The organism is Streptomyces sp. T39 (assembly GCF_008042045.1).
Taxonomy (GTDB): Bacteria; Actinomycetota; Actinomycetes; order Streptomycetales; family Streptomycetaceae; genus Streptomyces.
The window spans coordinates 978427-1000975 of record NZ_RDBP01000012.1 but is presented as its reverse complement, the minus strand read 5'-3'; the positions used below and the strand labels follow the sequence as shown (position 1 = coordinate 1000975).

The 22549-nt window shown below is 74.6% G+C and carries 17 protein-coding genes and 4 pseudogenes; 9 read left to right on the top strand and 12 right to left on the bottom strand.

All coding sequences use genetic code 11. The features are described from left to right. Positions 1 to 284, top strand: a pseudogene (locus tag EAO77_RS05330) (hypothetical protein); the annotation flags it as partial. 78 nt (positions 285 to 362) lie between these two features. On the opposite strand, the gene EAO77_RS05325 reads toward EAO77_RS05330, so the two are convergent. After that, positions 363 to 1676, bottom strand: a complete 1314-nt coding sequence (locus tag EAO77_RS05325; RefSeq protein WP_147986938.1) for an ABC transporter substrate-binding protein — start codon at positions 1674 to 1676, stop codon at positions 363 to 365. A 173-nt stretch (positions 1677 to 1849) separates the two neighbouring features. Here EAO77_RS05325 and EAO77_RS05320 point away from each other — a divergent pair, with 173 nt between their 5' ends. Continuing rightward, the gene (locus EAO77_RS05320) at positions 1850 to 2296 is read left to right on the top strand and encodes an SCO4402 family protein (protein ID WP_147988957.1); all 447 of its coding nucleotides are present in this window, start codon (positions 1850 to 1852) and stop codon (positions 2294 to 2296) included. 104 nt (positions 2297 to 2400) lie between these two features. Beyond that, the gene (gene purU, locus EAO77_RS05315; protein WP_147986937.1) at positions 2401 to 3252 is read left to right on the top strand and encodes a formyltetrahydrofolate deformylase; all 852 of its coding nucleotides are present in this window, start codon (positions 2401 to 2403) and stop codon (positions 3250 to 3252) included. A 70-nt stretch (positions 3253 to 3322) separates the two neighbouring features. Here the strand turns inward: purU and EAO77_RS05310 are convergent, their stop codons facing one another. From EAO77_RS05310 to EAO77_RS05290, 5 genes are all read right to left on the bottom strand, one after another. After that, a complete protein-coding gene (locus tag EAO77_RS05310; RefSeq protein WP_147986936.1) occupies positions 3323 to 4612 on the bottom strand; it encodes an extracellular solute-binding protein in 1290 nt (429 codons plus the stop codon). After that, positions 4609 to 4911: a hypothetical protein gene (locus tag EAO77_RS05305; protein WP_147986935.1), complete on the bottom strand. Its 303-nt coding sequence runs from the start codon at positions 4909 to 4911 to the stop codon at positions 4609 to 4611. The genes EAO77_RS05310 and EAO77_RS05305 overlap by 4 nt, the downstream gene beginning before the upstream one ends. A 310-nt stretch (positions 4912 to 5221) precedes the next feature. Further along, a complete protein-coding gene (locus tag EAO77_RS05300) occupies positions 5222 to 9202 on the bottom strand; it encodes a tetratricopeptide repeat protein (protein WP_147986934.1) in 3981 nt (1326 codons plus the stop codon). Positions 9203 to 9336: 134 nt separating this feature from the next. Next, entirely contained in the window at positions 9337 to 10881 is a 1545-nt protein-coding gene (locus EAO77_RS05295) for a maleylpyruvate isomerase N-terminal domain-containing protein (protein ID WP_261993804.1), read from the bottom strand. Next, positions 10878 to 11459: a sigma-70 family RNA polymerase sigma factor gene (locus EAO77_RS05290; protein WP_147986933.1), complete on the bottom strand. Its 582-nt coding sequence runs from the start codon at positions 11457 to 11459 to the stop codon at positions 10878 to 10880. Before EAO77_RS05290 ends, EAO77_RS05295 begins: the two co-directional genes overlap by 4 nt. Positions 11460 to 11736: 277 nt before the next feature. Here EAO77_RS05290 and EAO77_RS05285 point away from each other — a divergent pair, with 277 nt between their 5' ends. The 3 genes from EAO77_RS05285 (at position 11737) to EAO77_RS05275 (ending at position 13898) form a co-directional block, all read left to right on the top strand. Further along, positions 11737 to 12111 carry an STAS domain-containing protein gene (locus tag EAO77_RS05285; protein WP_147986932.1) on the top strand — a complete coding sequence of 125 codons (375 nt, stop codon included), beginning with the start codon at positions 11737 to 11739 and terminating at the stop codon, positions 12109 to 12111. A 145-nt stretch (positions 12112 to 12256) separates the two neighbouring features. Then, on the top strand, positions 12257 to 12775 hold the full coding sequence (locus EAO77_RS05280; protein ID WP_147986931.1) for an EF-hand domain-containing protein: 519 nt from the start codon (positions 12257 to 12259) through the stop codon (positions 12773 to 12775). Positions 12776 to 13355: 580 nt separating this feature from the next. Then, positions 13356 to 13898 carry an ATP-binding protein gene (locus EAO77_RS05275; RefSeq protein ID WP_187283120.1) on the top strand — a complete coding sequence of 181 codons (543 nt, stop codon included), beginning with the start codon at positions 13356 to 13358 and terminating at the stop codon, positions 13896 to 13898. Between the two features lie 48 nt (positions 13899 to 13946). Here the strand turns inward: EAO77_RS05275 and EAO77_RS05270 are convergent, their stop codons facing one another. Continuing rightward, positions 13947 to 14930, bottom strand: a complete 984-nt coding sequence (locus EAO77_RS05270; RefSeq protein ID WP_147986930.1) for a GlxA family transcriptional regulator — start codon at positions 14928 to 14930, stop codon at positions 13947 to 13949. A gap of 16 nt (positions 14931 to 14946) precedes the next feature. Here EAO77_RS05270 and EAO77_RS05265 point away from each other — a divergent pair, with 16 nt between their 5' ends. Next, on the top strand, positions 14947 to 16311 hold the full coding sequence (locus EAO77_RS05265) for an MFS transporter (RefSeq protein WP_187283119.1): 1365 nt from the start codon (positions 14947 to 14949) through the stop codon (positions 16309 to 16311). A 30-nt stretch (positions 16312 to 16341) separates the two neighbouring features. On the opposite strand, the gene EAO77_RS05260 is transcribed toward EAO77_RS05265, so the two are convergent. The 4 genes from EAO77_RS05260 to EAO77_RS05245 form a co-directional block, all read right to left on the bottom strand. Beyond that, positions 16342 to 16848, bottom strand: coding sequence for a DUF1203 domain-containing protein (locus tag EAO77_RS05260; protein ID WP_147986928.1), 507 nt, complete (start codon positions 16846 to 16848; stop codon positions 16342 to 16344). A 110-nt stretch (positions 16849 to 16958) separates the two neighbouring features. After that, positions 16959 to 18134 (bottom strand): flavin-containing monooxygenase, encoded by a 1176-nt coding sequence (locus EAO77_RS05255; RefSeq protein ID WP_147986927.1) that lies wholly within the window; start codon positions 18132 to 18134, stop codon positions 16959 to 16961. A gap of 95 nt (positions 18135 to 18229) precedes the next feature. Continuing rightward, positions 18230 to 18919 (bottom strand): pyridoxal 5'-phosphate synthase, encoded by a 690-nt coding sequence (locus EAO77_RS05250; RefSeq protein WP_147986926.1) that lies wholly within the window; start codon positions 18917 to 18919, stop codon positions 18230 to 18232. Positions 18920 to 19063: 144 nt separating this feature from the next. After that, positions 19064 to 19711 carry a TetR family transcriptional regulator gene (locus EAO77_RS05245; protein WP_147986925.1) on the bottom strand — a complete coding sequence of 216 codons (648 nt, stop codon included), beginning with the start codon at positions 19709 to 19711 and terminating at the stop codon, positions 19064 to 19066. Positions 19712 to 19969: 258 nt separating this feature from the next. On the opposite strand from EAO77_RS05245, the pseudogene EAO77_RS05240 reads away from it, so the two are divergent. Further along, positions 19970 to 20770, top strand: a pseudogene (locus tag EAO77_RS05240) (VOC family protein); the annotation flags it as partial. 358 nt (positions 20771 to 21128) lie between these two features. Next, positions 21129 to 22365: pseudogene (locus tag EAO77_RS05235) on the top strand (protein kinase domain-containing protein); the annotation flags it as partial. Here the strand turns inward: EAO77_RS05235 and EAO77_RS39755 are convergent. Further along, positions 22357 to 22549 (bottom strand): annotated as a pseudogene (locus EAO77_RS39755) (hypothetical protein); the annotation flags it as partial. The pseudogenes EAO77_RS05235 and EAO77_RS39755 overlap by 9 nt on opposite strands.

The following is a 22549-nucleotide window of genomic DNA, read 5'->3' as shown; positions in this document are numbered from 1 at the left end:
GCGAGCTCACCGTGGACAAGCTGCCGAAGCACGCCGAGCTGAACTCGTCGCTGAAGAAGGCGTGGCAGGCGTCGGCGTCCGCCGACGACCACTACGCGGCCTGGGCGCAGCAGGCCAAGAGCAAGAAGGTCTGCAAGGACGGCACGGCCCGGAGCACCTCGCACACCGCGCAGGGCAACAAGGCCAGCGGTGACGCGACCAGGGCCAAGAACCAGGCCGCCGCGCTGTGGAACGCCATCGCCCGGGACCACGGCCTCACCGAGCGGCGCAGCGAGCAGCTCTGAGGGACGCGGGCGGCGGGGCCGGGCACACGCGGAACGGTGCGCCCGGCCCCGCCGCCTCCGGCGACGCGTCGGGATGCGTCAGGACACGGCGGCCAGTGTGTCCGAGACGTCGACGAAGTCTTTGCGCTGGGCCACCAGCCGTCCTTCCCGCACGATCTGGAAGGTCACGCTGCCGTTGACGATGCGCGGATAGTTCGGTGCGCCGAGCATGTCCTCGTATCCCCAGCGCAGTTCGGGCGTCAGCCCGTCGGTCGACACCTGGAGGCCCTGGTCGAGGGTGTGGGCGAGCCGGGCCGGGGTGATCGCGTCCCGGCCGAGCGCGCCGACGGCCTTCTCCAGGACGGTGTACGCGATCCAGGTCGTCTGCACGCCCGCGTCGGCGGGGTCGATGGTGTCGTCGCCGAAGGCGTGCTCGTTGATCACCTTGCGCATCGGGTCCCAGCGGCTGTCGCCCGCGTCCGGGTACCAGCCGGTGACGTAGGCGCCCTCGAAGGGGCCCTTGCGGCCACCGGTCCGGTCGATGAGCGGCTGCCCCACACTGCCCATGACGGAGGCGATGCGGACCTCCTCCCCGTCGTCGGGCAGACGGCGGAAGGAGTCGAAGAAGGTCTCCGTGCGGTCGCCCAGGGCGGCGGTGACACAGCCCGGCCGCTCGCCCGGGGCCGTCGAGCCGGCCGGACGCTCCGAGGCCCGGCTCCGGGCGAGCCCGGCCTGCTCGGTGTAGTCGGTGGCGTCGTCCGCCGCGAGGATGTCGGCGGTCTCCGCGTCGCTCCGCCCCTTCTGGAGGCCGGAGTTGAGCAGCTGGGAGAGGTCGTCCCCGGCCAGCGTGTCGGGCCGCACCAGGGCGACGCCGTCGCAGGAGCCGGCCAGCTGCCGGCCGTTGCCGGCCAGCAGAGCGGGCTGCCCGCCGTTGACGGGATAGGACAGATAGCTGGTGAACTCCTCCTCGGAGATGCCGTATCCGCCGATGAAGGGGATACCCGCGGCCTCCAGCGGCGCCATGAAGGAGCCGTGCTGGCTGTAGGAGCCGACGACGGCGACGACGTTCTCCTCGACGGCACGCCGGGCGCAGGCGGCCGCACCCTGCGGGGAGTTGTCGTTGTTGCAGGTCAGGACGCGCAGTTCGTGGCCGTCCAGGCCGCCGCGGGAGGCGGCCCAGCGGGCGTAGGCCTTCGCCATCGACGGCATGCCGGGCATGTTGGTGGCCCGGGTGCCCACGGGCGCGAAGGTCATCACCGTGACGGGCTCCCTGGAGCCCCCCGGGTCTCCAGGGAGTACGCCGCAGCCGGCGACGAGGGACGCTCCCGCCGCCACGGCGGCCGTACACACGGCGCGGACGCGGAGCACAGCGATCGAGGGGCGGGAGGAGGAGGGGCGACGCCAACCGGTCATGGTTCTGCACAGTTCCTCCTTCCGGGGAACGGCACAGTGAGCATTCTTCAACGCTGGGTGACCGGAAGGTGAATTGCAGGGGCGGATCCGGGTGATCGAAAAGGGAACGTACGATCGAAGGCGTGCAGCAAGGTTCGGTCAACCCTTCCCGTCGCGGCCGTCGCTCCTCCACCATGGGCGGCATGCCGCTCAATGACATGCCCTGGTGGCGCTGGCGCAGCAACGTGCGCTCGGCGCTGCACATGCTTTCCGACCCGGTCTTCCACCAGGAGTGCTGGCTGGCCGGCCGGGAGGGCTACGGCGACGTCACGGACGCCGTGTACCGCCTGGTCGAGGACACCTGGCTGGACAACTGGTCCGCGGAGAAGTACGTCGGGACGATCTTCCGGGACTCCGGCGAGGCCGCCCTCGTGGACGTCGCCGTGCTGCGGGTGCTGCGCATCATGCACCAGGTCGGTCCCGACGCCCCCGTCTCCGCCTACCTGGAGCACCACGGCTGGCCCGAGGCCGTCCGGGCCGCCCGCGAGGCGCATGTGCGTCTGGCGTCCGCGGACGGCGAGGACCCCGACACCCCGCCGCGTTCCCTGGACGTCCTGCGGATCATGACGACCAGCGCGTGACGCTCGCGGGGCCGTGACGGCCGCCGCGTGGCGCGCGTCGCGGTGCGCGGTCCGCTGGGTGGACCGTGTTCGGCCCGGCGTCCGGGTTGTGGCAGGCTACGGGGATGACTGAGCAGTACGTCCTGACGCTCTCCTGCCCCGACAAAAAGGGCATCGTGCACGCCGTGTCGAGCTACCTCTTCATCACCGGCTGCAACATCGAGGACAGTCAGCAGTTCGGGGACCGGGACACGGGTCTGTTCTTCATGCGGGTGCACTTCTCCGCCGAGGCCCCGGTGACCGTGGAGAAGCTCCGCGCCAGCTTCGCCGCCGTCGGCGACTCCTTCGGGATGGAGTGGGAGATCCACGTCGCCGAGGAGCGGATGCGGATCGTCCTCATGGTCAGCAAGTTCGGCCACTGCCTGAACGACCTGCTCTTCCGCGCGCACACCGGCGTCCTGCCGGTGGAGATCGCCGCGGTCGTCTCCAACCACACCGACTTCTCCGAGCTCGTCGCCTCCTACGGCATCCCCTTCCACCACATCCCCGTGACGAAGGACACCAAGGCCGAGGCCGAGGCGCGGCTGCTGGAGCTGGTGCGCGAGGAGGGCGTCGAACTGGTCGTCCTCGCCCGCTACATGCAGGTCCTCTCCGACGACCTGTGCAAGGAGCTCAGCGGCCGGATCATCAACATCCACCACTCCTTCCTGCCGAGCTTCAAGGGCGCCAAGCCCTACCACCAGGCGCACGCCCGCGGGGTGAAGCTGATCGGCGCGACCGCGCACTACGTGACGGCCGACCTCGACGAGGGCCCGATCATCGAGCAGGAGGTGCAGCGCGTCGGCCACCAGGCCACCCCGGAGCAACTGGTCGCCACCGGCCGCGACGTGGAGTGCCAGGCGCTGGCCCGCGCGGTCAAGTGGCACGCCGAGCACCGGATCCTGCTCAACGGCCGCCGCACGGTCGTCTTCGCCTGACACCCGCGCGGCCCCGGCACGAGTCGCTTCGGCCGGTGGACGGGCCCGTGACCGGGCGGCCGCCCCCGCCTCAGCCGGCGGAGGTGCCCGTGACCGGTCTGTCGCACAGGTCGTCGAGCACGAAGGCGCCCTCGTCCAGCTGGAGCCGGCGCTCGGCGTCCAGGCGCTCCAGCAGCCGGCCGAGCAGCGCCGCGTCCCTCGGGGCGCCGACGAACTCCAGCACCGCCCGGTAGAACGCGTCCCGCAGGGTCGGCGGCATCGCGTCGGACGCGTCCAGGCATATGTGGCCCGCCGTGTCGAAGAGCGACTGCACGTCACGGGTGGCCGCCGACGGCTGCCCCGCGTCGACCGTGCCGCCGGGGAAGAACGGCCGCTCGGCCGGGGCCGCGTGCTCCGCCCAGCTTCTGCGGGCGTCCTGGGAGGTGAGCCGGCCCAGGAGATCCCACGCCGCCGCGCTCGGCCGGAAGACGGCCGCCAGGTCGCCCGACACCTCGAACGCGTTCTCCTCCGCGGCGCGCCCCGCGCCGTCGAGGAAGCGCGCCGTCGGCACCGGCCGCACGTCGTCGCCGTAGTGCCTGCGGATGAACGACCCCTGGTGCTCATGGGTGCAGTCGCCCCGGTTGAGGAGCCCGTACGCGCCGCCGCCCAGCGCCTCGAAGGAGTCGGTCAGACTCCTCGGGCCGGGAGCCCGGCCGTTCGCGGTGAGCAGGCGGCCCCACTCCTGCCAGACCTCCTTCGTCTCGCTCCACGCGGTCCGGCCGGTGGCCCATGACTCGTACCCCGACGTGCCCCCGCGCTGGAGCATCAGATCCTCGATCCAGTCGGTGCCGGGCCACCCCGAGGTCGCCCCGGATCCCATCGCCAGGCACCACGCCGGCTCCCCGTCCTGCGGGACGCCGGCCTGCCTGCTCCACACCACGGACTTCAGGTCGACCCGCACCGGCACCCAGTACGCCCGGGTCCGTGCCCCGTCGCCGGTGCCGGACACGGTCACCTGCGGCGCCCACGGCGGGACGGCCGCACCCGCCACCGACTCCGGCAGGGGGTGCGCATGGCCGTCCCGGGCGTACTCGGCCAGCTCCCCGGGGCTGCTCAGCACCGCGACGTCCGGCGGCGCCCCCGCCTGGAGCTGGGCGACCAGGGTCTCCCGCAGCGAACGCGTCCCCGTGTAGACGTACTTCTTGCCCGTCTGCTGCTCGATGCTGTCCAGCGCCTTGCGGAAGGGCTTCTCCTCGCCGTCCGTCCAGGGCCCGAGGACGACCAGCACCCGGTCGTCCCCGGGGGAGCCGCAGCCACCGGTGGCGACGGCGGAGACGGCGAGCAGCACACCCGCGAGCGCCAGGCGGACACGTCGGCTCATGGCTGCGGCTCCTTGCGCCGGGGGAGGCGGCCCGGATAGGGCCTGCCGTAGAGGAAGAGCGTCAGGCCGCACCCCAGGGCGCCGGCCACGGTGACGGGGAGCAGCACGTCCGCCGTCAGCGACCAGCCCTCGGCGTGCGCCCCGCCCAGGGCGTGCGAGGTCGCGGCGGCCGACCCCTCGATCCTGCGCGGCGCGTCCGAGCCGCCGGTCACGTACGCGAGCGCCGCCAGCTCGTCCCGCACCCGCTGCTGCGCCCCGTGCTCCTGCGCGCCGCCGGCGCCGAGCAGCACCGGGGTCACCCGACCACCCGCCCACGCCGTCCCCGTGCGGCGTGCGGCTCCCTCCCGCCGACGTCCTCCGTGCCGCCCGCTGCCCGTTCGCCCCGTCGCTTCGCGGGCCCGCAAGGCCCCGCCGTTCCGCGTGCCGCCCGGCGGGGCGCTCCCCGCGCCGGGCCTCGCCGGCCCGCCGGCGCGGCGCGTCACCACGGCCTCGCCCGCGCACGACGCCCCGGGGCCGGGGGCCTGGAGCGGTAGCCGCCCGTCCGCCTCCCCGACCGGGCCCGCGCGGGCGGGTACGCCGCTCGTCCGCCTCCCCCCGCCCGGGGGTGCGTCACGGCCCCCCGTCCGGTGCGCGGGCCGGGCGGCGGCGCGGCAGGAGACCCGCGCCGCGATGGCGGAAGCCCAGCGGCCGGGTGCGGAACGCGCTGTCCAGCAGGGCCTCCGCCAGGGCGGCACCGGGCCCGTCCTCCGGGTGCGGCACCTGCTTGGCCAGCCGCCGGTAGCTGTCCGACAGCTGCCGGCGCAGCTCCCGCTCGGTCGACGGCACCGGGAACGGGGCCAGGAGGTCCGCCCGCACCAGGGGCAGCGGATCGTCCCCGCCCTTCTCGCGGGCGGCGCGGACCAGGTCGAGCAGGAGCTCCTGGAGCTCCGTCGCCAGCCGCTCCTGCGCCCGCCCGTCGGTGAGCCCCTCGTGGCTCACCAGCCGGTGCGCCGCCGACAGCGCCCGGCGGGCCGACTCCACGGTGGGCGGCGCCCCCGCGTGGATCCGCACCATCGCCGTCCGTGCGGCCGTGCGGTGACGGGAGTCCGGCGGCACACCCGCGAGCGACGCGAGCGCCTGATCCGGCCGGTGGCCCGCCAGCTGGATGCGCGCGAGGCCGAAGGCCGCCGCGCCGAGGGCGTGGTTGCGGCGCCACACGGCGTCGTAGAACCGCATGGCCTCCCTCTCGTGCTCCTCCCTGCGCCCGGAGCCCTCCGGTCCGTCCCCGGCCCCGCCGGGAGACGGGTGGGACGCGGGCTCGCCCGCGAGCCGCTCGTGGCAGTAGCCGAGCGCGAGCTTGGGCGCGTACTCGCCGGGGATCGCCGCGTAGACGTCGTCGAAGCAGATCAGCGCGCGGGCCACCTGCCCCCGGGCCAGTTCCAGCAGCCCCTGGTGCCAGTCGAGGCGCCAGTCGTAGGAGGCCCGGCTGCCCAGCAGCCGCCGCGTGTCGGCCAGCGCCCGCGCCGCCCCGCGCAGTTCGTCGTCACGGTCCCGCCCCCGCCACCCCGAGAGCTCCAGCCGGAGCCGGCAGCGCAGCAGATGCAGCTCCGGCGACGGCTCCCAGTCCTTGCTCAGCTGGAGCAGCCCGGCGGCGTCGCTGTACGAGGTGCGCTGGAGCTCCTTCCAGTTGGGGTCCTGCTTGTCCGGCTTCGGGACGGGCAGGGCGACCGCCGCCTCCGCAGGCTCCGGCACCCGCGCGTCGGGCGCCCGCCGCCCGGTCCCCGCGTCCGCTCCCCAGCGTTCCAGCGGCGGCGCCGCCCCCAGCCGGCCGGAGAGTGCCGACGCGGCCGGCGCGAACAGCGACGACGGCTCGAACGTCTCCTCCCCGAGCCGCAGCGACCGCAGCTCCCGCAGCACCCCCTGCAGCTGGACCCGCATCTCGCGCGCCGAGGCGTAGCGCAGCCGCGGGTCGGCGGCCGTGGCCCGGCGCAGCGCCCGGTGCAGCGACTCGGTGCCGAGGTCGGCCGGCGGCTCCGGGTCCTCGGCGAGCAGCGCGCCGAGGACCGCGCCGACCGTGTAGAGATCGCCCGCCGTCGTGATCTCGCCCCCCGCGCCCGCCTCGGGCGGACGGTGGGTGACCGGCCCCGGGGCGCCGGGCTCGCGCACCCCCGCGACGTCGATCAGCTTGATGCCGTTGCCGCAGTGCAGCACGTTGGTGAGCGACAGATCGCCGTACACGAGCTTCTCCTGCTCGTGGAGATAGCTGAACGCGTCCAGCACCAGCAGTCCGTAGACGACGATGAACTCCCGGACCCGCGGGCCGGCGAACGGTGCGTCCTGCCGGGCGATACGGGCGGCGATCCACGCCAGCCGCGCGCCGTCGGCGAACTCCATGACGATGTAGTCGGCGGGCTGCCCGCCGTCCGCCCCGTCCGGGGTGACGCCGCCGTGACGCGCGTAGTTGACGACACGGATGATGGCGGGGTGGTTGAGGCTGACCAGCCGCAGCCGCTCCTGATGCGCCTGGCGCACGGCGGCCCGGTCGGCGGGGTCGAGCAGGCCCTTGAGAGCGACCGGACGCATCTCCAGCAGCAGGTCGCGGGCGAGGAAGACCTGGCCGTGGGCGCCGTGCCCGAGCGGCCCCACCACCTCGTACTGCTGGTGCAGCAGATCACCGGCCGACAGCGGCGCGGTCCCGGCGACGGCGCCCGGGGTGACGAGCGCGGCGGGATCGCGCACGGCGACGACGGGCAGGTCCGCCAGCTCGCCGCCGGGCGGCTCGACCACGAACTCCCGCGCTCCCATGGGGCCGGCGGACGCGCCCTCGGCGTTCTCGGCCTCCAGCAGGGCCGCCTCCACGTCGACCGCCAGCCGGAACAGCCGCCGCGGCAGCCCCACGTCGCCCGCGACGGGGCGCTCCGCCACGCGGTCACCGGCGAGGCGCCCCTGCCCGGGGTGACCCCCGGCGGGTTCCGGGGAGCGGTCACCGGCGAGGGGTTCCTCCTGGGCGGGGTCGCTGCCGGGCGGCTGTGTGCCGCGGTCACCGGCGGGGTGCTCCGGCGACCGGTCGCCGGCGAAGGGCCCCGGGCCGGGGTCGGCGGCGGGCGGTCGCGATGCCTCCGCGGCGGCTCGCCGCAGCTCACGGCGCAGGCGGGGCGCGCGGGAGCGCGGGCGGGAGGCGCCGGCCGCGGCGGGGCCGGGCAGCCGGTGCAGACGCAGTTCGGTCTCGGCGAGGCGCTGGACGCGACCGGAGAGACGTTTCGTCCTGAGGGTTTCCCAGTCCTCCTCCATCACCTCCTCCCGCACCCGGGCGAACAGCGGGGAGTGCGGGTCGCTGAAGACCAGCAGCAGCCTGGCCCGGTCGCTTGCGAGGAGCGCGCGCAGCAGGTCCACGATCTCGGCGTCCGGGGACGCCGAACGGTCGACGGCGAGGAACGCCGCCGTCAGCGGCGTCCGTTCGGCCGCGATGCGCCCGAGGAGGCGGGCATGGGGGTCCGTCGCGGCGGACGCGCCGTCGTCCGCGCCCGCGGTGGCATCCGCGTCTGTCTCCTCCTCGTCGTCCGGGGCCGCCAGGCCGATGCGTTCCGCCGCCTGGAGCGCCAGCTCCGCCGCCGTGCGGTTCGTCGCGTCCACCGCGAAGTCGATGCTGCCCGCCTGCGGCTCGTCGCGGGACGGGGCCGGGGCGTCGGACTCCGGTGGGACCGCCGGGCTCTGCTCGCGGTCCGCGAGGGTGAGCACCGAGCGGATGGTGTGCAGCAGTTCGTGCTCGCCCTCGCCCGCGAACACCGGCTCCACCCGGTCCGTGTCCGGCGCCCCGTCGAGCCAGCGCGTCAGGCGCCGCTGGAGGCCGGGTACCCGGCCCGAAGCGGTCCGGCCGGGGGAGAGGGCCACGTCCCGGGAGACCGCCCGGGGGCCCCGGACCGTCAACCCCAGCCGCTCCAGCGGGAGATGCCGCAGCACGGTCTCCGTCGGGATCAGATAGGCGTGGTCCCGGCGCACCGGTGCCTGCGCCGTCCCGAGCCGGTGCGCCACGATGCCGATGACCCGTCGGGAGCGGCTGTGGACCACGCCGCTGCCGCTGTAGCCGTGACGTACGGGGTAGGCGGCGCCGTGCGGGTCGAGCTGCACCCACTCGGGCGTCGGCGCGGGACCGCCGCGGCCCATCAGCCTGGCCTCCAGGTGCTCCCCGCCCGGCAGGTCCTCCGGGTACCCGGTGAAGTGCACCCGCTCGCCACGCACCGGGATCTGACGGTGCAGCACCGCGGGGGACGCGTCCGGTTCGTGGTCCAGTTTGAGCAGGACCAGGTCGCCGCCGCTGTGGGCCGCGGGCGGGACGAGGTACTCGTCCAGCAGCCGTGCGCGCAACGGCTCCCGTGTCCCGCGTCCGAAGGCGGCGCCCGGCACGTCCACGTACACGGTGCCGAGGGGCACCCGCCCGCCCGACGCGCCCTGGGCCGGCACGACGGTGTGCGCGCAGGTGAGGACCAGACCTCCGGGCAGCAGGACCCCGGCCCCCAGCGGGCGGCCCGACCGATCCTGCGCACGGAGCAGACGAACCCGCCAACTCTCCTCCACATACGCAGAGTTGGAGGTGCGTAACGGCTCGCTCATAGCGCCCCACGATAGCCACGCCCGCCCGCCCGGGCGACGGTCGTGCGCGCCCTTCTCCGATCACCCCCGCTCCGGTTGCTCGCGACGGGACGGATCGCGGGACCGACGTCCCCTGCCCGGAGGCCGCGAGGCGCTCAGAGTCTGCTGAGCGCGGCCGCCGCGAAGAGCACGTCCGAGATCGCGTCGCGGTCGCCGTCCTGCCCGGCGGCGGCGTCCTCGGGTGCCACATGCCCGGCGACGAGGCGGCAGAACTCGACGCCGTCCAGGGCCACCTGGGCCACCGAGTGGTCGGCGGAGCCGACCGCCGCGGGAGAGTCCAGGGCGATGTACCAGTTCCCGCCGCCCGAGCCCTCGACCTCCAGGTGCAGCGACCGGCCGGGGGAGCCCGGTGTCACCAGGTGCCGGGCAGGTCCTGCCAGACCCGCCCGGCGGCGGTCCGCGAGCGCGGCCGGCAGCAGGCGCGCCGCCAGGTCGATCATCCGGTGCAGATGCGCACCGCTCGGGGGCTCGTACGGGTAGTCGACGGCGCCGGCGATGTCGTCCGCGTGGATCCAGCACTCGAAGGCGCGGTCCAGCAGCGCGTCGCGCAGCGGCAGGGCGAACGCCCCGTACGAGACGGAGAGATCGGACGCGCCGCGGCCCGCGAACGACACCGTCCGGATGAGGGTGTGGCTCTGGTCCCGCCAGGGCTCGCGGATCGTGCGCGTCGGCGGCCTGTCGGCCGCGCCCCAGAAGGTCTCGGTGCGCTCCGCCGGCAGGCCGGGAGCCGACGGCCCCAGGGGGTCGTCGAGACCCAGGGCGGCCGAGACCAGCCCGTCCACGCTCATCAGGTGGGCGATCACCCCCGCGACGGTGGTGCGCCGGTTCACCTGGCGCTCGCCCTCGAACCACCGCAGCCGCACCGGCGCGTGCCACTCCGACTCGCCGATGTCGCGCAGCAGCGCGTCGAGCCGGGCGGTCTCCGCGTCGTAGGCGTCCGCCCAGCCGGGCACGGGGATCCGGGCCGGCCGGCGCCCCAGGCAGTTCTCCAGCACCTGGAAGCGGAGCCGCGGGTCGAGGTCGAGATCCCGGTCGGTGTGCAGCAGCCCGACGGCCTCGCGCAGCCGCAGGGCCTCCTCCGCACAGGGCGCGCACTCGCCGAGGTGCTCCTCGACGGCGGCGGTCTCCTCGGCGGAGCACGCGGACAGTGCCCACGCGCCGAGCAGCGACTTCAGCACGCCGTGCGTCCGCCCCACCGCCGCGCCTCCGTCCGCGTCCCCGGCCTCCGCCGGCCCGGGGTCACCGGGCCCCGCGGGGTCCTCGCCCGGCCCCGCGCCGCCACCGGCGCCCGGCGCACCGGGCTCCACCCGCCCGCGGCCGGCCGCGCCGTCACCGCCCGTCGCGCGCCCCCCGTCCCGCTCCGCGGACCCGTCCCGGTCCCCCGGCCCGGCAGGCTCTCCGGCCCCGTCGCGGTCTCCGAACGGGTCGCGGGGACCTGCCTCCTCGCGGTCCCCCGACCCGTCCCGTCCACCCGACCCGGCGGGGTCCCCGCGGCGCGGCAGGGCGGGGCGGGGGCGGTACGCCTCCGGCGAGAGGTCGTCCGGGGCCCAGCGCGGGGCGGGTATGCGCGGCAGGCCGCGCACCTCGTCGCGCTCGCGGTCGTCGTCGCCACCGTCCACGGGGCCGTTCGGCGTGTTCACAGTGCTCGTCCGTATCCAGGGGGAGAGGAGCCCTCCAGCGACCGGGTGTGCGCCGTGGACAGCAGTTGCAGACCGAGCCGCAGCCGGCGCCGCGCCTCGTCCTCCGTGACGCCGAGGTCGGCGGCCGTCTGGCGGTAGTCGCGCCGCTGGAAGTAGGCCAGCTCCAGCGCGGCCCGCAGCGGCGCCGGCATGGACGTCACGATGTAGTCGGCGCGCGCGGCGACGGCCGCCCTGCGCACCTTCTGCTCCAGTTCCTCGGCCGTGCCCCCACCGCCCTCGGCGAGGGCCGCCGCCTCGTTGCGCCGCAGACGTTCCACGGCCTGGCCGTTGGTGAGCCGCGCCACCCAGGAGCGCATCGAGCCCTGCTTGGGGTCGTAGGCGTCCGGGTGCTCCCAGATGTAGCCGAAGACCTCCCGGGTGACCTGGTCGGCGGCGTCGTCGTCCTCCAGCACCCGGTGCGCCTGACTGTGGACGAGCGCGGCGAACCGGTCGTACAGCTCCCCGAGCGCCGCGGCCTCGCCCCGCGCGAGCCGCTGCTGCATCCTGCGGTCCCAGCGCGGTGGTGCGTCCTTCGCCATGCGGCCCCCAGTCCCTGCGGTCCGAGCGTCGTGCCCTGCTGCGTCGCCGTCCTGTGTCCCATTCGAATGTAGTGCGCCGATTGGCATACGCACTCCCCTTTGCGGCAAGTGCGTCCACGGGGCGGCTCCGCGTGGTAGAGGGCGCCGGGCCCGGGGAGCGGAATGGGGAACTCCGCGTGATGTCCGTCGCGTTTCAGGGATGGGCGGCAGGGCAGGGGGGCAGTGGAAGGACGGCTTCCGTTCTTCGGGGCAGGCCGGTTCGAGGAGGGCTCCACAGATGATGCTCAAGGTGGTCGAGGCCCGCGAGGGCTCGTGGACCGTGCTGCACGTGAGCGGCGAGCTCGACCTCGTGTCCTCGCCCGTCGTGCGGCAGCGGGTCCACGACGCGGTCGCGGCGGGCCACCGCGACGTGGTCCTCGACCTGTCGGGGGTCCACTTCTGTGACTCCAGCGGGGTGGGCGTGCTCGTCGCCGCCCGGCGTCTGATGCGGTCCTGCCAGGGCCGGCTGCGGCTCGTGCTGCCGGCGCACGGCGCCGAGGACGGCTCCCACGTCAACCGCGTGCTGGCGGCGCTCGGCGTGCGCCGCCTCTTCGAGGTGTACGCGGACGCCGGGGCGGCCGCCGACGAGGAGGCGCGGCCGCTCTCCGCCTAGCGGCCCGGGGCGCGTCCGCGCAGGTGGCGGCTCGGTGGCGCGCGCCGGCGCACCCGTCGGACACCCGTACGTGCCCCGCAGGTCGCGCGCCCTCAATTCCCCCGCCGTGTACACGCGTCAGCCCTCGGGGCCGTACCCTCCCCGCATGGACAGCGCAGAATACGAGCGGAAGATCGCTTCCCGCTTCGCGGCTTTCGACCAGGACCACAACGGCTCCATCGACCGCGAGGACTTCAGCAGGGCCGCCGCCGCGGTGCTCGCCGAGTTCTCCGTGACGGCCCGCTCCGACAAGGGCCAGGCGGTCTACATCGGTGCCGAGGCGTTCTGGCAGGGTATGGCCGGTATCGCCGACGTCGACGGGGACCAGCGGGTCAGCCGCGAGGAGTTCGTCACCGGCGCGGCCAAGAGACTGCGCGACAACCCGGAGCGATTCGGCGAGATCGCCCGGCCGTTCCTCCACGCCGTGTACGCCGTCGCCGACGAGGACGGCCGCGGCGTGACGCCCGAGGCCGCCGCCCGGGTGATGCGCGCCCTGGGCATCGAGGGGCGGCTCGCGGACGGTGCCGCCGCCGCGCTGGACGCCGACAGCGACGGCCGGATCTCCGAGCGGGAGGTCCTCGCGGGCTTCGCGGCGTACTGCGTCACCCCGGAACAGCCCCGCTAGCGAGGCGTCGTCGCCCGGAACGGCCCCGTCGGCGGGAGACGTCGCGGCGGCCCTCGCCGGGCGTCGCCGCTCGACCCCGCACCGCCCTCGCGGCAGGTCCCCCGCCCGGCGCCGGCGTCACGCCGGAGCGGGCGGCGACCCCGCCCGCCGGCGCCCCGTGCCATGTCGCGGGGCGCCGGCCGGCGTTGGCCCGGGCACTCTGGAGCGTCACCGTGTGTTGATACCGGGTTGTGTCCTCGGACGGGGTCGTCACGGCCCGGAGTCGCCGGGGTGCTCCGGTACGCTCCGTGTGATGCGAGTCGCCGCGAGGACGAGACCCCACGGCGCGGTCGTTCCGGCCGCCCCGGTCCCCTCGATGCGCGCTGATCATCCGGCACGGATGCGGGCGCCGAGCCCGTGTTCGACTGCCCCGGCAGCGCGTCGCACAGTATGCACCATGGGTACTCCTTCGCGCTGGAATATGCCCGAAGCGCTTGTTGCGGTGACTGTACGTCAACCATGCTGTCCTGCAAGGGAATCACGTTCCGTGATGGCAGTGAGGCGCAAGGCGATGTGTCCGCCGGTTCGGATGGTGTGAGCGGTGCAGGTGCTTCAGGTTCAGTTGGAGATCGGTCCCGACCCCGCGGAGGTGGGGCGGGCCCGGAGATGGGCGCGGTCGCGGCTGCTGAGATCGGGTCTGGGGGACGACGAGCCGCTCTCCGAGACGTTGATCCTGCTGATCTCCGAGCTCGTCACCAACGCCGTGGTGCACACCGGCTGCCCCGCCGTGCTGCGCATGCTCTTCGGCCCGGGCCCCGCCGACGCCGGCACGGTGCGCGTCGAGGTCGCCGACGCGAGCGCCTGCCCGCCGCGCCCCCGTCACGCGGACGGGGACGACACCAACGGCCGGGGCCTGGAACTGGTCGACGGTCTGGCCGACCGCTGGGGCTGGACGGCCGAGGGCTCCGGCAAGTCCATCTGGTGCGAGGTGGACCGATGTCCCGGCTCCGACGCCCCCCACGTCGCCCCGCACACCCGGGTCCCGCAGGGCCCGGCCCGGCCCGCGCCCCAGGGGGCGCAGCCCGGCCGGCCCGGGGCGTACGGGATCGATCCGTACGGGAAGCTCCGCGCCACCGCCCGGTGACCCCCGGGSGSCCGCCGGCCCCGTTTCCCCGGCGGCCCCCCGGCCCGTTCAGCCGCCGTCCGCCGTGGCCCGGAACGTCCGCCGGTACACCGTCGGCGGCACACCGAGCACGGACAGCAGATGCTGGCGCATCGACTGGGCCGTGCCGAAGCCGGAGTCCCGCGCCACCTGGTCCACCGACAGGTCGGTCGACTCCAGCAGATGCCGCGCCCGTTCGACGCGCTGACGGGTGAGCCACTGGCCGGGGCTGACGCCCACCTCCTCGCGGAAGCGCCGGGTGAACGTCCGCACCGACATGGACTCCTGCTCCGCGAGATCGCGCAGCCGGAGCGGCTCGTGGAGCCTGCCGAGGGCCCAGGCGCGCGCCGCCGTGGTGGTCGCCATCTGCGGTTCCGGCACCGGCCGGTGGATGTACTGCGCCTGGCCGCCGTCGCGGTGCGGCGGCACCACCGTGCGCCGGGCGACCTCGTTGGCGACGGCCGTGCCGTGGTCGCGGCGCACGATGTGCAGACACAGGTCGATGCCGGCCGCGACGCCCGCCGAGGTGAGGACGTCCCCGTCGTCGATGAACAGCACGTCGGCGTCGACCCGGACGGACGGGAACAGCCGCTGGAAATGGTCCGCCGACGCCCAGTGGGTGGTCGCCCGGCGGCCGTCGAGCAGTCCGGCGGCGGCCAGCACGTACCCGCCCGTGCAGATGGACACCATGCGGGTGCCGGGCCGGACGAACGCCAGCGCCGCGGCGAGTGCGTCGGTGAGACGGCCCTCGTCGAAGACCGGTCCCAGCTCGTAGGAGGCGGGGATCACGACGGTGTCCGCGGTGGCGAGCGCCTCCGGGCCGTGCTCGACCCACACGTCGAAGTCGGCGTCCGTGCGCACCGGGCCGGGCGCGAGCCCGCAGGTGACGATCTCGTACAGCGGGGAGCGGTCGGGGCCCTTGGCGCGGCCGAAGATCCGGTGCGGGATCCCCAGCTCGAACGGGAGCAGCCCGGTCAGGGCGAGGACCACCACACGGTGGCGGGACGCGGTCATGGCCCGATCCTAGCGAATGCTGTCCCTCGGGCCACTCGTTGCGGACCGTACGGACCAGCAGGCTGTCCGCGTGACCCAGACAACCGACCGCAGGCCCGGTCCGCGCCGCCCGCTCGTCCGCCCGCCCCGCGTCCACCGCGCCTGGTCCGTCGCCGCCGTCACCTTCGTGACGATCATCGGCGCCGCCGCCTTCGCCTCCCTGCCGGGCCTGCTCATCGAACCGCTGCACGCGGAGTTCGACTGGTCGCGCGGAACGATCGGCTTCGCCGTCTCGGTCAATCTGGCGCTCTACGGACTGACCGCGCCGTTCGCCGCCGCGCTGATGGACCGGCTCGGCATCCGCAAGGTCGTCGCCGTCGCCCTCACGGTCATCGCGGTGGGGTCCGTGCTGACCGTCCGGATGACCGAGCCCTGGCAGCTGGTCCTCTACTGGGGCGTCCTCGTCGGCCTCGGATCCGGTTCCATGGCGCTCGCGTTCGCCGCCACCGTGACCAACCGGTGGTTCGTCCGACGGCGCGGTCTGGTCACCGGCATCCTCACCGCCGCCGGTGCCTCCGGCCAACTGGTGTTCCTGCCGCTGCTGTCCTGGCTGGTCGAGGACCACGGATGGCGCCCCGCCGCGGTCACCGTGGCGCTCGCCGCGCTCGCGGTGGTCCCGTTCGTCTGGCTGCTGCTGCGCGACCACCCCGCCGACGCCGGCGTCGCCGCGTACGGCGCCGAGGGCTTCACGCCCAAGCCGCCGCCCGTGCGGGGCGCGGCCCGCCGGGCGCTGAGCGTCCTCTTCTCGGCCGCGCGGACCGGCCCCTTCTGGCTGCTCGCCGGCACCTTCGCCATCTGCGGGGCCTCCACGAACGGCCTGGTCAAGACCCACTTCGTCCCCGCGGCCCACGACCACGGCATGCCCATCACGGCCGCGGCCTCGCTGCTCGCCGTGATCGGGGTCTTCGACGTCGTGGGCACCATCGCCTCCGGCTGGTTCACCGACCGCTTCGAGGCCCGCCGGCTGCTCGCCGTCTACTACGCGCTGCGGGGCGTCTCACTGCTCTTCCTGCCGATGCTGCTCGCCCCGTCGGTGCAGCCGCCGATGGTCTTCTTCATCGTCTTCTACGGACTCGACTGGGTCGCCACGGTTCCGCCGACGCTCGCCCTGTGCCGTGAGCACTACGGCGAGGACAGCGCCATCGTCTTCGGCTGGGTGCTCGCCTCCCACCAGGTGGGCGCGGCGGTCGTCGCCTTCGCCGGCGGTGTCGCCCGGGACGTCTTCGGCTCGTACGACGTGGTCTGGTACGCCTCCGGGGCCCTGTGCGCCGCCGCGGCCCTGATGGCCCTGGTCATCCGGCGTGGGCCCCTGCCGGCCCTCGCGCCGGCCACGCCCGCCTGAGAAGCCCGGGCGGGCGCGCCGCCCGCGGCCTCAGCCGGTACGGCGCCGGATCTCCACCATGAAGCAGCCGAACTCGACGGCCCGGACGTGGACGAGGGCGACGGCCGGGTCGGCGAAGACCTCCCGCAGCAGCCCGTCCACCTCCCCGGCCCGCTCCTTCGGCAGCTCGACCAGGGTGCCGCCCAGGATGCGGCCTCCGGCGTCGTAGGCGCGCAGCACCCGGCGCGCGCCGTGCAGTCCGGCCGGGTACCCGGGCCCGGACGACGGTCCCGCGCACGGATCGGCGTGCACGAAGACGGGCCCCACCTCGTCGTACGGCCCGGGCTCGGCCCCGGTCCGGGCCGCCCATCCGCGCAGCGGCGCGTACGAGACGAGGACCAGGCGTTCGCCGGCCCGGCTGTGCCGCAGACAGCAGCGCAGGGGCGCGCCCCCCTCGGCATCGGTGAACGGGCGGGGCACCCGCCCGGCGTCGTCGCGCTCGCGCAGCCGCGCGAGCACGTCCGGTGCGACGGCGACACTCTCGTATGCGGTCTCCATGCGCCCCAGCCTCGCCGACACCCGCCCCCGCCCGCTGGCGGCTTTCGGACCTGGCTCTCGCGCCGGGGGCGCGGAGCCGGCCGGCGCCCCGGGCGAGCGCACGGGCGACGTCAGCGAGCGGTGCGGGCGAGCGCGCGGGCGATGCGGGACGCGTCCCGGGCGAGCTCCCGCAGCATCCCGCTGATCGGGTTGGTGTAGCCGGTGAAGTAGAGGTCCGGCGCACCCGGCGCGCAGCGGGCGCCGCGCACCCGGGGGGCGCCGTCGGCGTCCAGCACGTCCAGGTGGCCCACCAGCCCCTCCAGTCCGCGGCGGTAGCCCGTGGCGGCGATCACCGCCTCGGGCGCGACCAGGGAGCCGTCCGACAGCGCCACCTTCCCGCCGTCGAGCGCCGTCACCGCGGCGACGATCTCGACCCGGCCCCTGCGGACCGCGTCGATCAGGCCCACGTCCTGCACGGGGATGGCGCCCTGCGCGACCCGCGAGTAGAGGCCGGTGTCGGGGCGTGGCAGGCCCCGGTCGGCCAGGTCGGGGACGGCGACCTTGCACAGCAGCGCGCCGGCCCTGTCGACGAGGCGCACCGGCAGGCGGCGCACCAGGATGCCGGTGCGCTGGGCGGGCCAGCCCGCGGTCGAGCGGCGCACGATGTGCGGGACGGTCCTGATCGCGAGGCGCACCCGGGCCGCGCCGCCCTCGACGAGGTCGACGGCGATCTCCGCCCCGGTGTTGCCGGCGCCGACCACGAGGACGTCCTTGCCGGCGAAGGGCGCGGCGTCGCGGTAGTCCCGGGCGTGCAGGAGCGTGCCCTCGTAGGTGTCCCGGCCGGGCCACTCGGGGATCCGCGGGGTGTGGTTGTGCCCGGTGGCCACCACGACCGCGCGGCCGGTCAGTTCGCGGCCTCCGCTGGCGCGCAGCAGCCAGCCCTGCCCGTCCGCCGCCCGCTCCACGCGGGAGACCTCCACACCGGTGACGATCTCCAGCTCGTGGTGCTCGGCGTACTTCTCCAGGTACCGGACGACGTCGTCGCGGGCCACCCACCGGCCGAACGAGCGCGGCATCGCGAGACCCGGGAGCGCGGAGCCCGCGCGGGTGGTGTGCAGGCGCAGCCGGTCGTAGTGACCGCGCCAGGAGGCTCCCACGGTGTCGGCCTTCTCCAGCACCACGGCCCGTACCCCGTGGCGGCGCAGCTCGGCCGCCGTGGCGAGCCCGCCGGGTCCGCCGCCGACGATGTAGACGGGCCGGTCGTCCGTGCGGTCGATGCCCTTGGTCCTGCCCATTTCTCCGGCCATGGACCGAGAGCGTAAAACTTCCGTTTTCTTGATGGGTCTCGGTCAAGACCGAGTTCGGTTGCGAATCGGTCACGCCCCCGCAACGGGCGCTCGGTTCAGGGCCACAGCAGCTCCCGCAGCCAGTCGCCGGTGCCCTCGTCGGACCGCCGGTACCGCAGCCGCACATGCCTGCGGCGTTCGTCCCCCTGGAAGAACTCGGCCTCCTCGGGGCGCAGGACGTACAGCGTCCAGCCGGGCACGGGGGCGCCGGGCTCGGCCGCGGCGCGGTCCCATGCCGCCTGCGAGGCGCGGGCCAGCTCGGAGCGCGAGCCGAGCACCTCGCTCTGGCGGCCGGTCAGCGCCGCGGCGAGCGCGCCGGTGGAGCGCGCGTGGAGGTCGGCCTGCCCTTCGGCGGACGAACCCGCGGTGACCGTGCCCCGCAGGCGGATCTGGCGGGCGAGGGCGGGCCAGTAGAAGTGCAGGGCGGCCTGCGGGCGGGCGGCGAGCTGGCGGCCCTTCGCGCTGGTGGCGTGCGACGCGAAGTGCCAGCCCCGCTCGTCCGCGCCGTGCAGCATCAGGGTGCGCGCGTCGGGGCGGCCCCGGTCGTCCACGGTGGCGAGCGTCGTCGTGTGCGGCTCGGGCTGGCCTGCCGCCACCGCGTCGGCGAACCAGCGGTGGAAGAGGGGCAGGGGCTCGCCGGGTGCGGTGTCCGGGTCGAAGGCGGGCAGTTCCGGCAGGTCCCACACCCGCCTGGTGCGCAGCAGCGCGTCGAACTCCCGCTGCCGTGCGCTGTCGTGGTCGCTCATGAGGCCATTCAACAGCGCGCCGGCCGGTGTCACCCGGCGCGGGAGCCGCCGCCGGAGACGAACAACGGCGGCCACCGCTGGGGTGAACCGCCGTCTTCGTGACAGGACGTGGGTGGGGTCGCGGCGGGGCGCGCCGCGCCGGGGTTACTTCGCCGGCTTCTTGCCGGTGATGCCGAGGTGCACCAACAGGGCCAGGTTGGGCTTGAGTTCGGCCTGCTTCACGCCCCAGGTGGTGAAGCCCTTCTGGTGCGAGGCGACCCCGGCCAGCATGACCACCAGGGAGCCCGCCATCGCGGCCGGGTTCACGTCCTTGTCGACCCTGCCCTTGGCCTGGAGTTCCTGCACCGCCTCGGTGAGGGAGTGGGTGACCGAGTTGAGGATCTTCATGCGGATCTTGTTGAACCGCTTGTCGCCCTCCGCGGCGCCGAGGTCGACGACCCGCAGGATCGCGTCGTTGCGCCGCCAGAAGTCGAGGAATCCGTCGACCAGTTCCTCGGAGCTCTGCCATCCGGCCTTGCCCACCCAGGAGCGTCCGGAGACCAGGCTCGTCAACGAGGCGCCGTCCTTGGCCATTTCCTCGGCGATCTCGAGGACGGCCCCTTCGACGTCGGGGAAGTACTGATAGAACGTCGCGGGCGAAGTGCCCGCCTTCCGGGCGACGTCGATGACCTTGACGTCCCGGTACGGCGAGGAGCTGAGCATCTCGCCGAGGCAGTCGAGCAGTTTCTGCCGCGTCGCCTGACCGCGTCGACCGGCCACGCGGCCGTCGACCGTGCGCACTTGTCCTGTCATGCCGGTCAGCTTACCGACGGGTGATCTGCGCGCGATTCGGCCGAGTGCAAATGGGGTGACCAGCGGTCCAGACGAAAGTGTTATCAACAGCCTGTGGACAACTTTCGTGGACAACATGAGGTGACGCGCCCTCGCACGGGGTGACCAAAGCGCCGAAATACTCTCCCTTCGGACATCTGTACGAGTCCATTCCGAGCGCCCGGCATCCACCGCCGTTAGCTTGAGTGTGACGGGCACCACAGGGAAGGCGGAACGTCGATGGCCGAATTCGTACAGGGAATGCCGTGCTGGGTGGACGCGGCGCTCCCTGATGTGGAAGCGGGCAAGCGCTTCTACGGAGAGCTCTTCGGATGGACGTTCACCGACCGCGGCGGAGACCGGCTCCCCGGGGGCCGCACCCGCGCCCGCTCCGCGGACGCCTACAGCGACGGCCGGCTCGTCGCCGCCCTCACCCCCAAGAGCGACGGCCGCATGCCCACGGTGTGGAGCGTCTACCTCGCCACCCCGGACGCCCCCGCGCTCGCCCGGCGGATCGCCGAGGGCGGCGGACAGGTGATCAACGCCCCGCTGTCGGTCGGACCGGCCGGCTCGTACGCCGTCGTCGCGGACCCCGCGGGCGCGGTCTTCGGTCTCTGGCAGGCCGGGGAGCGCGAGGGCTTCGAGAAACACGGCGAGCCGGGGTCGTACTGCTGGACCGAGGTGTACACCCGGGACAAGGAGCGGGTCGACGCCTTCTACGAGGGGGTGCTCGGCTTCCAGGGCACCGATCTGCCCGGAATCGCGTCGGAGGACTTCCGCATGTGGTCGCCCCGGGGCACCGAGCCGGGGGAGAGCACCGCCGTCGGGGGCCGCAGCGTCATCGACGACTCCCTGCCCGCCGAGATGCCCGGCCACTTCCTCGTCTACTTCTGCGTCGAGGACTGCGACGAGGCCGCCCGCAGGGCGGCCGCGCTGGGCGGGCGGGTGCGCACCGCCCCGTACGACATCCCCTACGGGCGCATCGCGGAACTCACCGACGACCAGGGCGCCGCGTTCGCGGTGCTCGCGGAGCCCGCCGGCGGCGCGGACCCCGGCAGGGCACGGGAGGACGTCCGCACCCCGGGCGAGGGCGACGAGGGTGACGAGGACGGCGAGGAGCCCGGGAAGCCCTGGCCGCACGACTCCCCGGGGCCCGTGCGCGCCCCGGGCGACGGGCCCACGAGCGGGCCGGACGCAGGCCGCGCGGCGGGCCGCGACCTCACATCCGCGCCCGATACGGGGTGAGACACCCCGATCCGCCCCCGGGTTCGCAACCGCCGCCCCGGACAGGAAGAATCAGGGTGCTCACCGCAGAGGGCTCGATGGTGAGACCCTGCACGGGGCGGCAAGAGACGGGCTCCATGACACGAGAGCCCGTACGGGGAGGTGGCACGCAAGTATGGAGCAGCTGACGCAGCACGACCCGAGACGGATCGGTCCGTTCGAGGTGCTGGGCAGGCTCGGTGCCGGCGGCATGGGACTGGTCTATCTCGCACGGTCGGCGTCCGGCCGCCGGGTGGCGATCAAGACGGTGCGCACGGAGCTCGCCGAGGACCAGCTGTTCCGCGTGCGGTTCACGCGCGAGGTCGAGGCGGCCCGCGCGGTCAGCGGCTTCTACACGGCGGCCGTCGTCGACGCCGACCCCCGGGCCGCGGTGCCCTGGCTCGCCACCGCCTACGTGCCGGCGCCGTCGCTGGAGGAGATCGTCAACGAGTGCGGGCCGATGCCCGCGCAGGCGGTGCGGTGGCTCGCGGCCGGCATCGCCGAGGCGCTCCAGTCCATCCACGGGGCGGGCCTGGTGCACCGGGACCTCAAGCCGTCCAACGTGCTGGTGGTCGAGGACGGCCCCCGGGTGATCGACTTCGGCATCGCGTCGGGTGTCTCCAACACCCGGCTGACGATGACCAACGTCGCCGTCGGCACCCCCGCCTACATGTCCCCCGAGCAGGCGCGCGACTCGCGCAGCGTCACCGGGGCCAGCGACATCTTCTCGCTCGGCTCCACCCTGGTCTTCGCGGCCACCGGACATGCGCCGTTCCACGGCGCCAACCCGGTGGAGACCGTGTTCATGCTGCTGCGCGAGGGCCCCGACCTGGAGGGCCTGCCCGACGAGCTGCGGCCGCTGATCGAGCACTGCATGCAGATGGAGGCCGGTCTGCGGCCGTCGCCGGCCGACCTCCAGGCGCAGCTCGCCCCGCATCTGTTCTCGTCCGGGCACGACGACGGGCAGGGAGTCGTCGATGACGCTGCGGCCCCCGACGGCGGTGCTCTCCCCCGGCTCGGTGCCCCGGGGCGACCACATGCGGAAGTCCTCCGACGCGATTCCGGGCAGATCGGTGCCCTGGCTCGCCACCGCCTACGTGCCGGCGCCGTCGCTGGAGGAGATCGTCAACGAGTGCGGGCCGATGCCCGCGCAGGCGGTGCGGTGGCTCGCGGCCGGCATCGCCGAGGCGCTCCAGTCCATCCACGGGGCGGGCCTGGTGCACCGGGACCTCAAGCCGTCCAACGTGCTGGTGGTCGAGGACGGCCCCCGGGTGATCGACTTCGGCATCGCGTCGGGTGTCTCCAACACCCGGCTGACGATGACCAACGTCGCCGTCGGCACCCCCGCCTACATGTCCCCCGAGCAGCCACGCGGACGCGGTGCCGCTGTCGTCGTGCCCGGACGAGAACAGATGCGGGGCGAGCTGCGCCTGGAGGTCGGCCGGCGACGGCCGCAGACCGGCCTCCATCTGCATGCAGTGCTCGATCAGCGGCCGCAGCTCGTCGGGCAGGCCCTCCAGGTCGGGGCCCTCGCGCAGCAGCATGAACACGGTCTCC

Bases quoted from the DNA above. Each gene is read 5' to 3' on its own strand.
- EAO77_RS05265 (WP_187283119.1), top strand. From the start codon at position 14,947: ATGCTGTCCCTCGGGCCACTCGTTGCGGACCGTACGGACCAGCAGGCT.
- purU (WP_147986937.1), top strand. From the start codon at position 2,401: ATGACTGAGCAGTACGTCCTGACGCTCTCCTGCCCCGACAAAAAGGGC.
- EAO77_RS05325 (WP_147986938.1), bottom strand. From the start codon at position 1,676: ATGACCGGTTGGCGTCGCCCCTCCTCCTCCCGCCCCTCGATCGCTGTG.
- EAO77_RS05300 (WP_147986934.1), bottom strand. From the start codon at position 9,202: ATGAGCGAGCCGTTACGCACCTCCAACTCTGCGTATGTGGAGGAGAGT.
- EAO77_RS05285 (WP_147986932.1), top strand. From the start codon at position 11,737: ATGATGCTCAAGGTGGTCGAGGCCCGCGAGGGCTCGTGGACCGTGCTG.
- EAO77_RS05260 (WP_147986928.1), bottom strand. From the start codon at position 16,848: ATGGAGACCGCATACGAGAGTGTCGCCGTCGCACCGGACGTGCTCGCG.
- EAO77_RS05280 (WP_147986931.1), top strand. From the start codon at position 12,257: ATGGACAGCGCAGAATACGAGCGGAAGATCGCTTCCCGCTTCGCGGCT.
- EAO77_RS05320 (WP_147988957.1), top strand. From the start codon at position 1,850: ATGGGCGGCATGCCGCTCAATGACATGCCCTGGTGGCGCTGGCGCAGC.
- EAO77_RS05245 (WP_147986925.1), bottom strand. From the start codon at position 19,711: ATGACAGGACAAGTGCGCACGGTCGACGGCCGCGTGGCCGGTCGACGC.
- EAO77_RS05290 (WP_147986933.1), bottom strand. From the start codon at position 11,459: ATGGCGAAGGACGCACCACCGCGCTGGGACCGCAGGATGCAGCAGCGG.
- EAO77_RS05250 (WP_147986926.1), bottom strand. From the start codon at position 18,919: ATGAGCGACCACGACAGCGCACGGCAGCGGGAGTTCGACGCGCTGCTG.
- EAO77_RS05255 (WP_147986927.1), bottom strand. From the start codon at position 18,134: ATGGCCGGAGAAATGGGCAGGACCAAGGGCATCGACCGCACGGACGAC.
- EAO77_RS05310 (WP_147986936.1), bottom strand. From the start codon at position 4,612: ATGAGCCGACGTGTCCGCCTGGCGCTCGCGGGTGTGCTGCTCGCCGTC.
- EAO77_RS05270 (WP_147986930.1), bottom strand. From the start codon at position 14,930: ATGACCGCGTCCCGCCACCGTGTGGTGGTCCTCGCCCTGACCGGGCTG.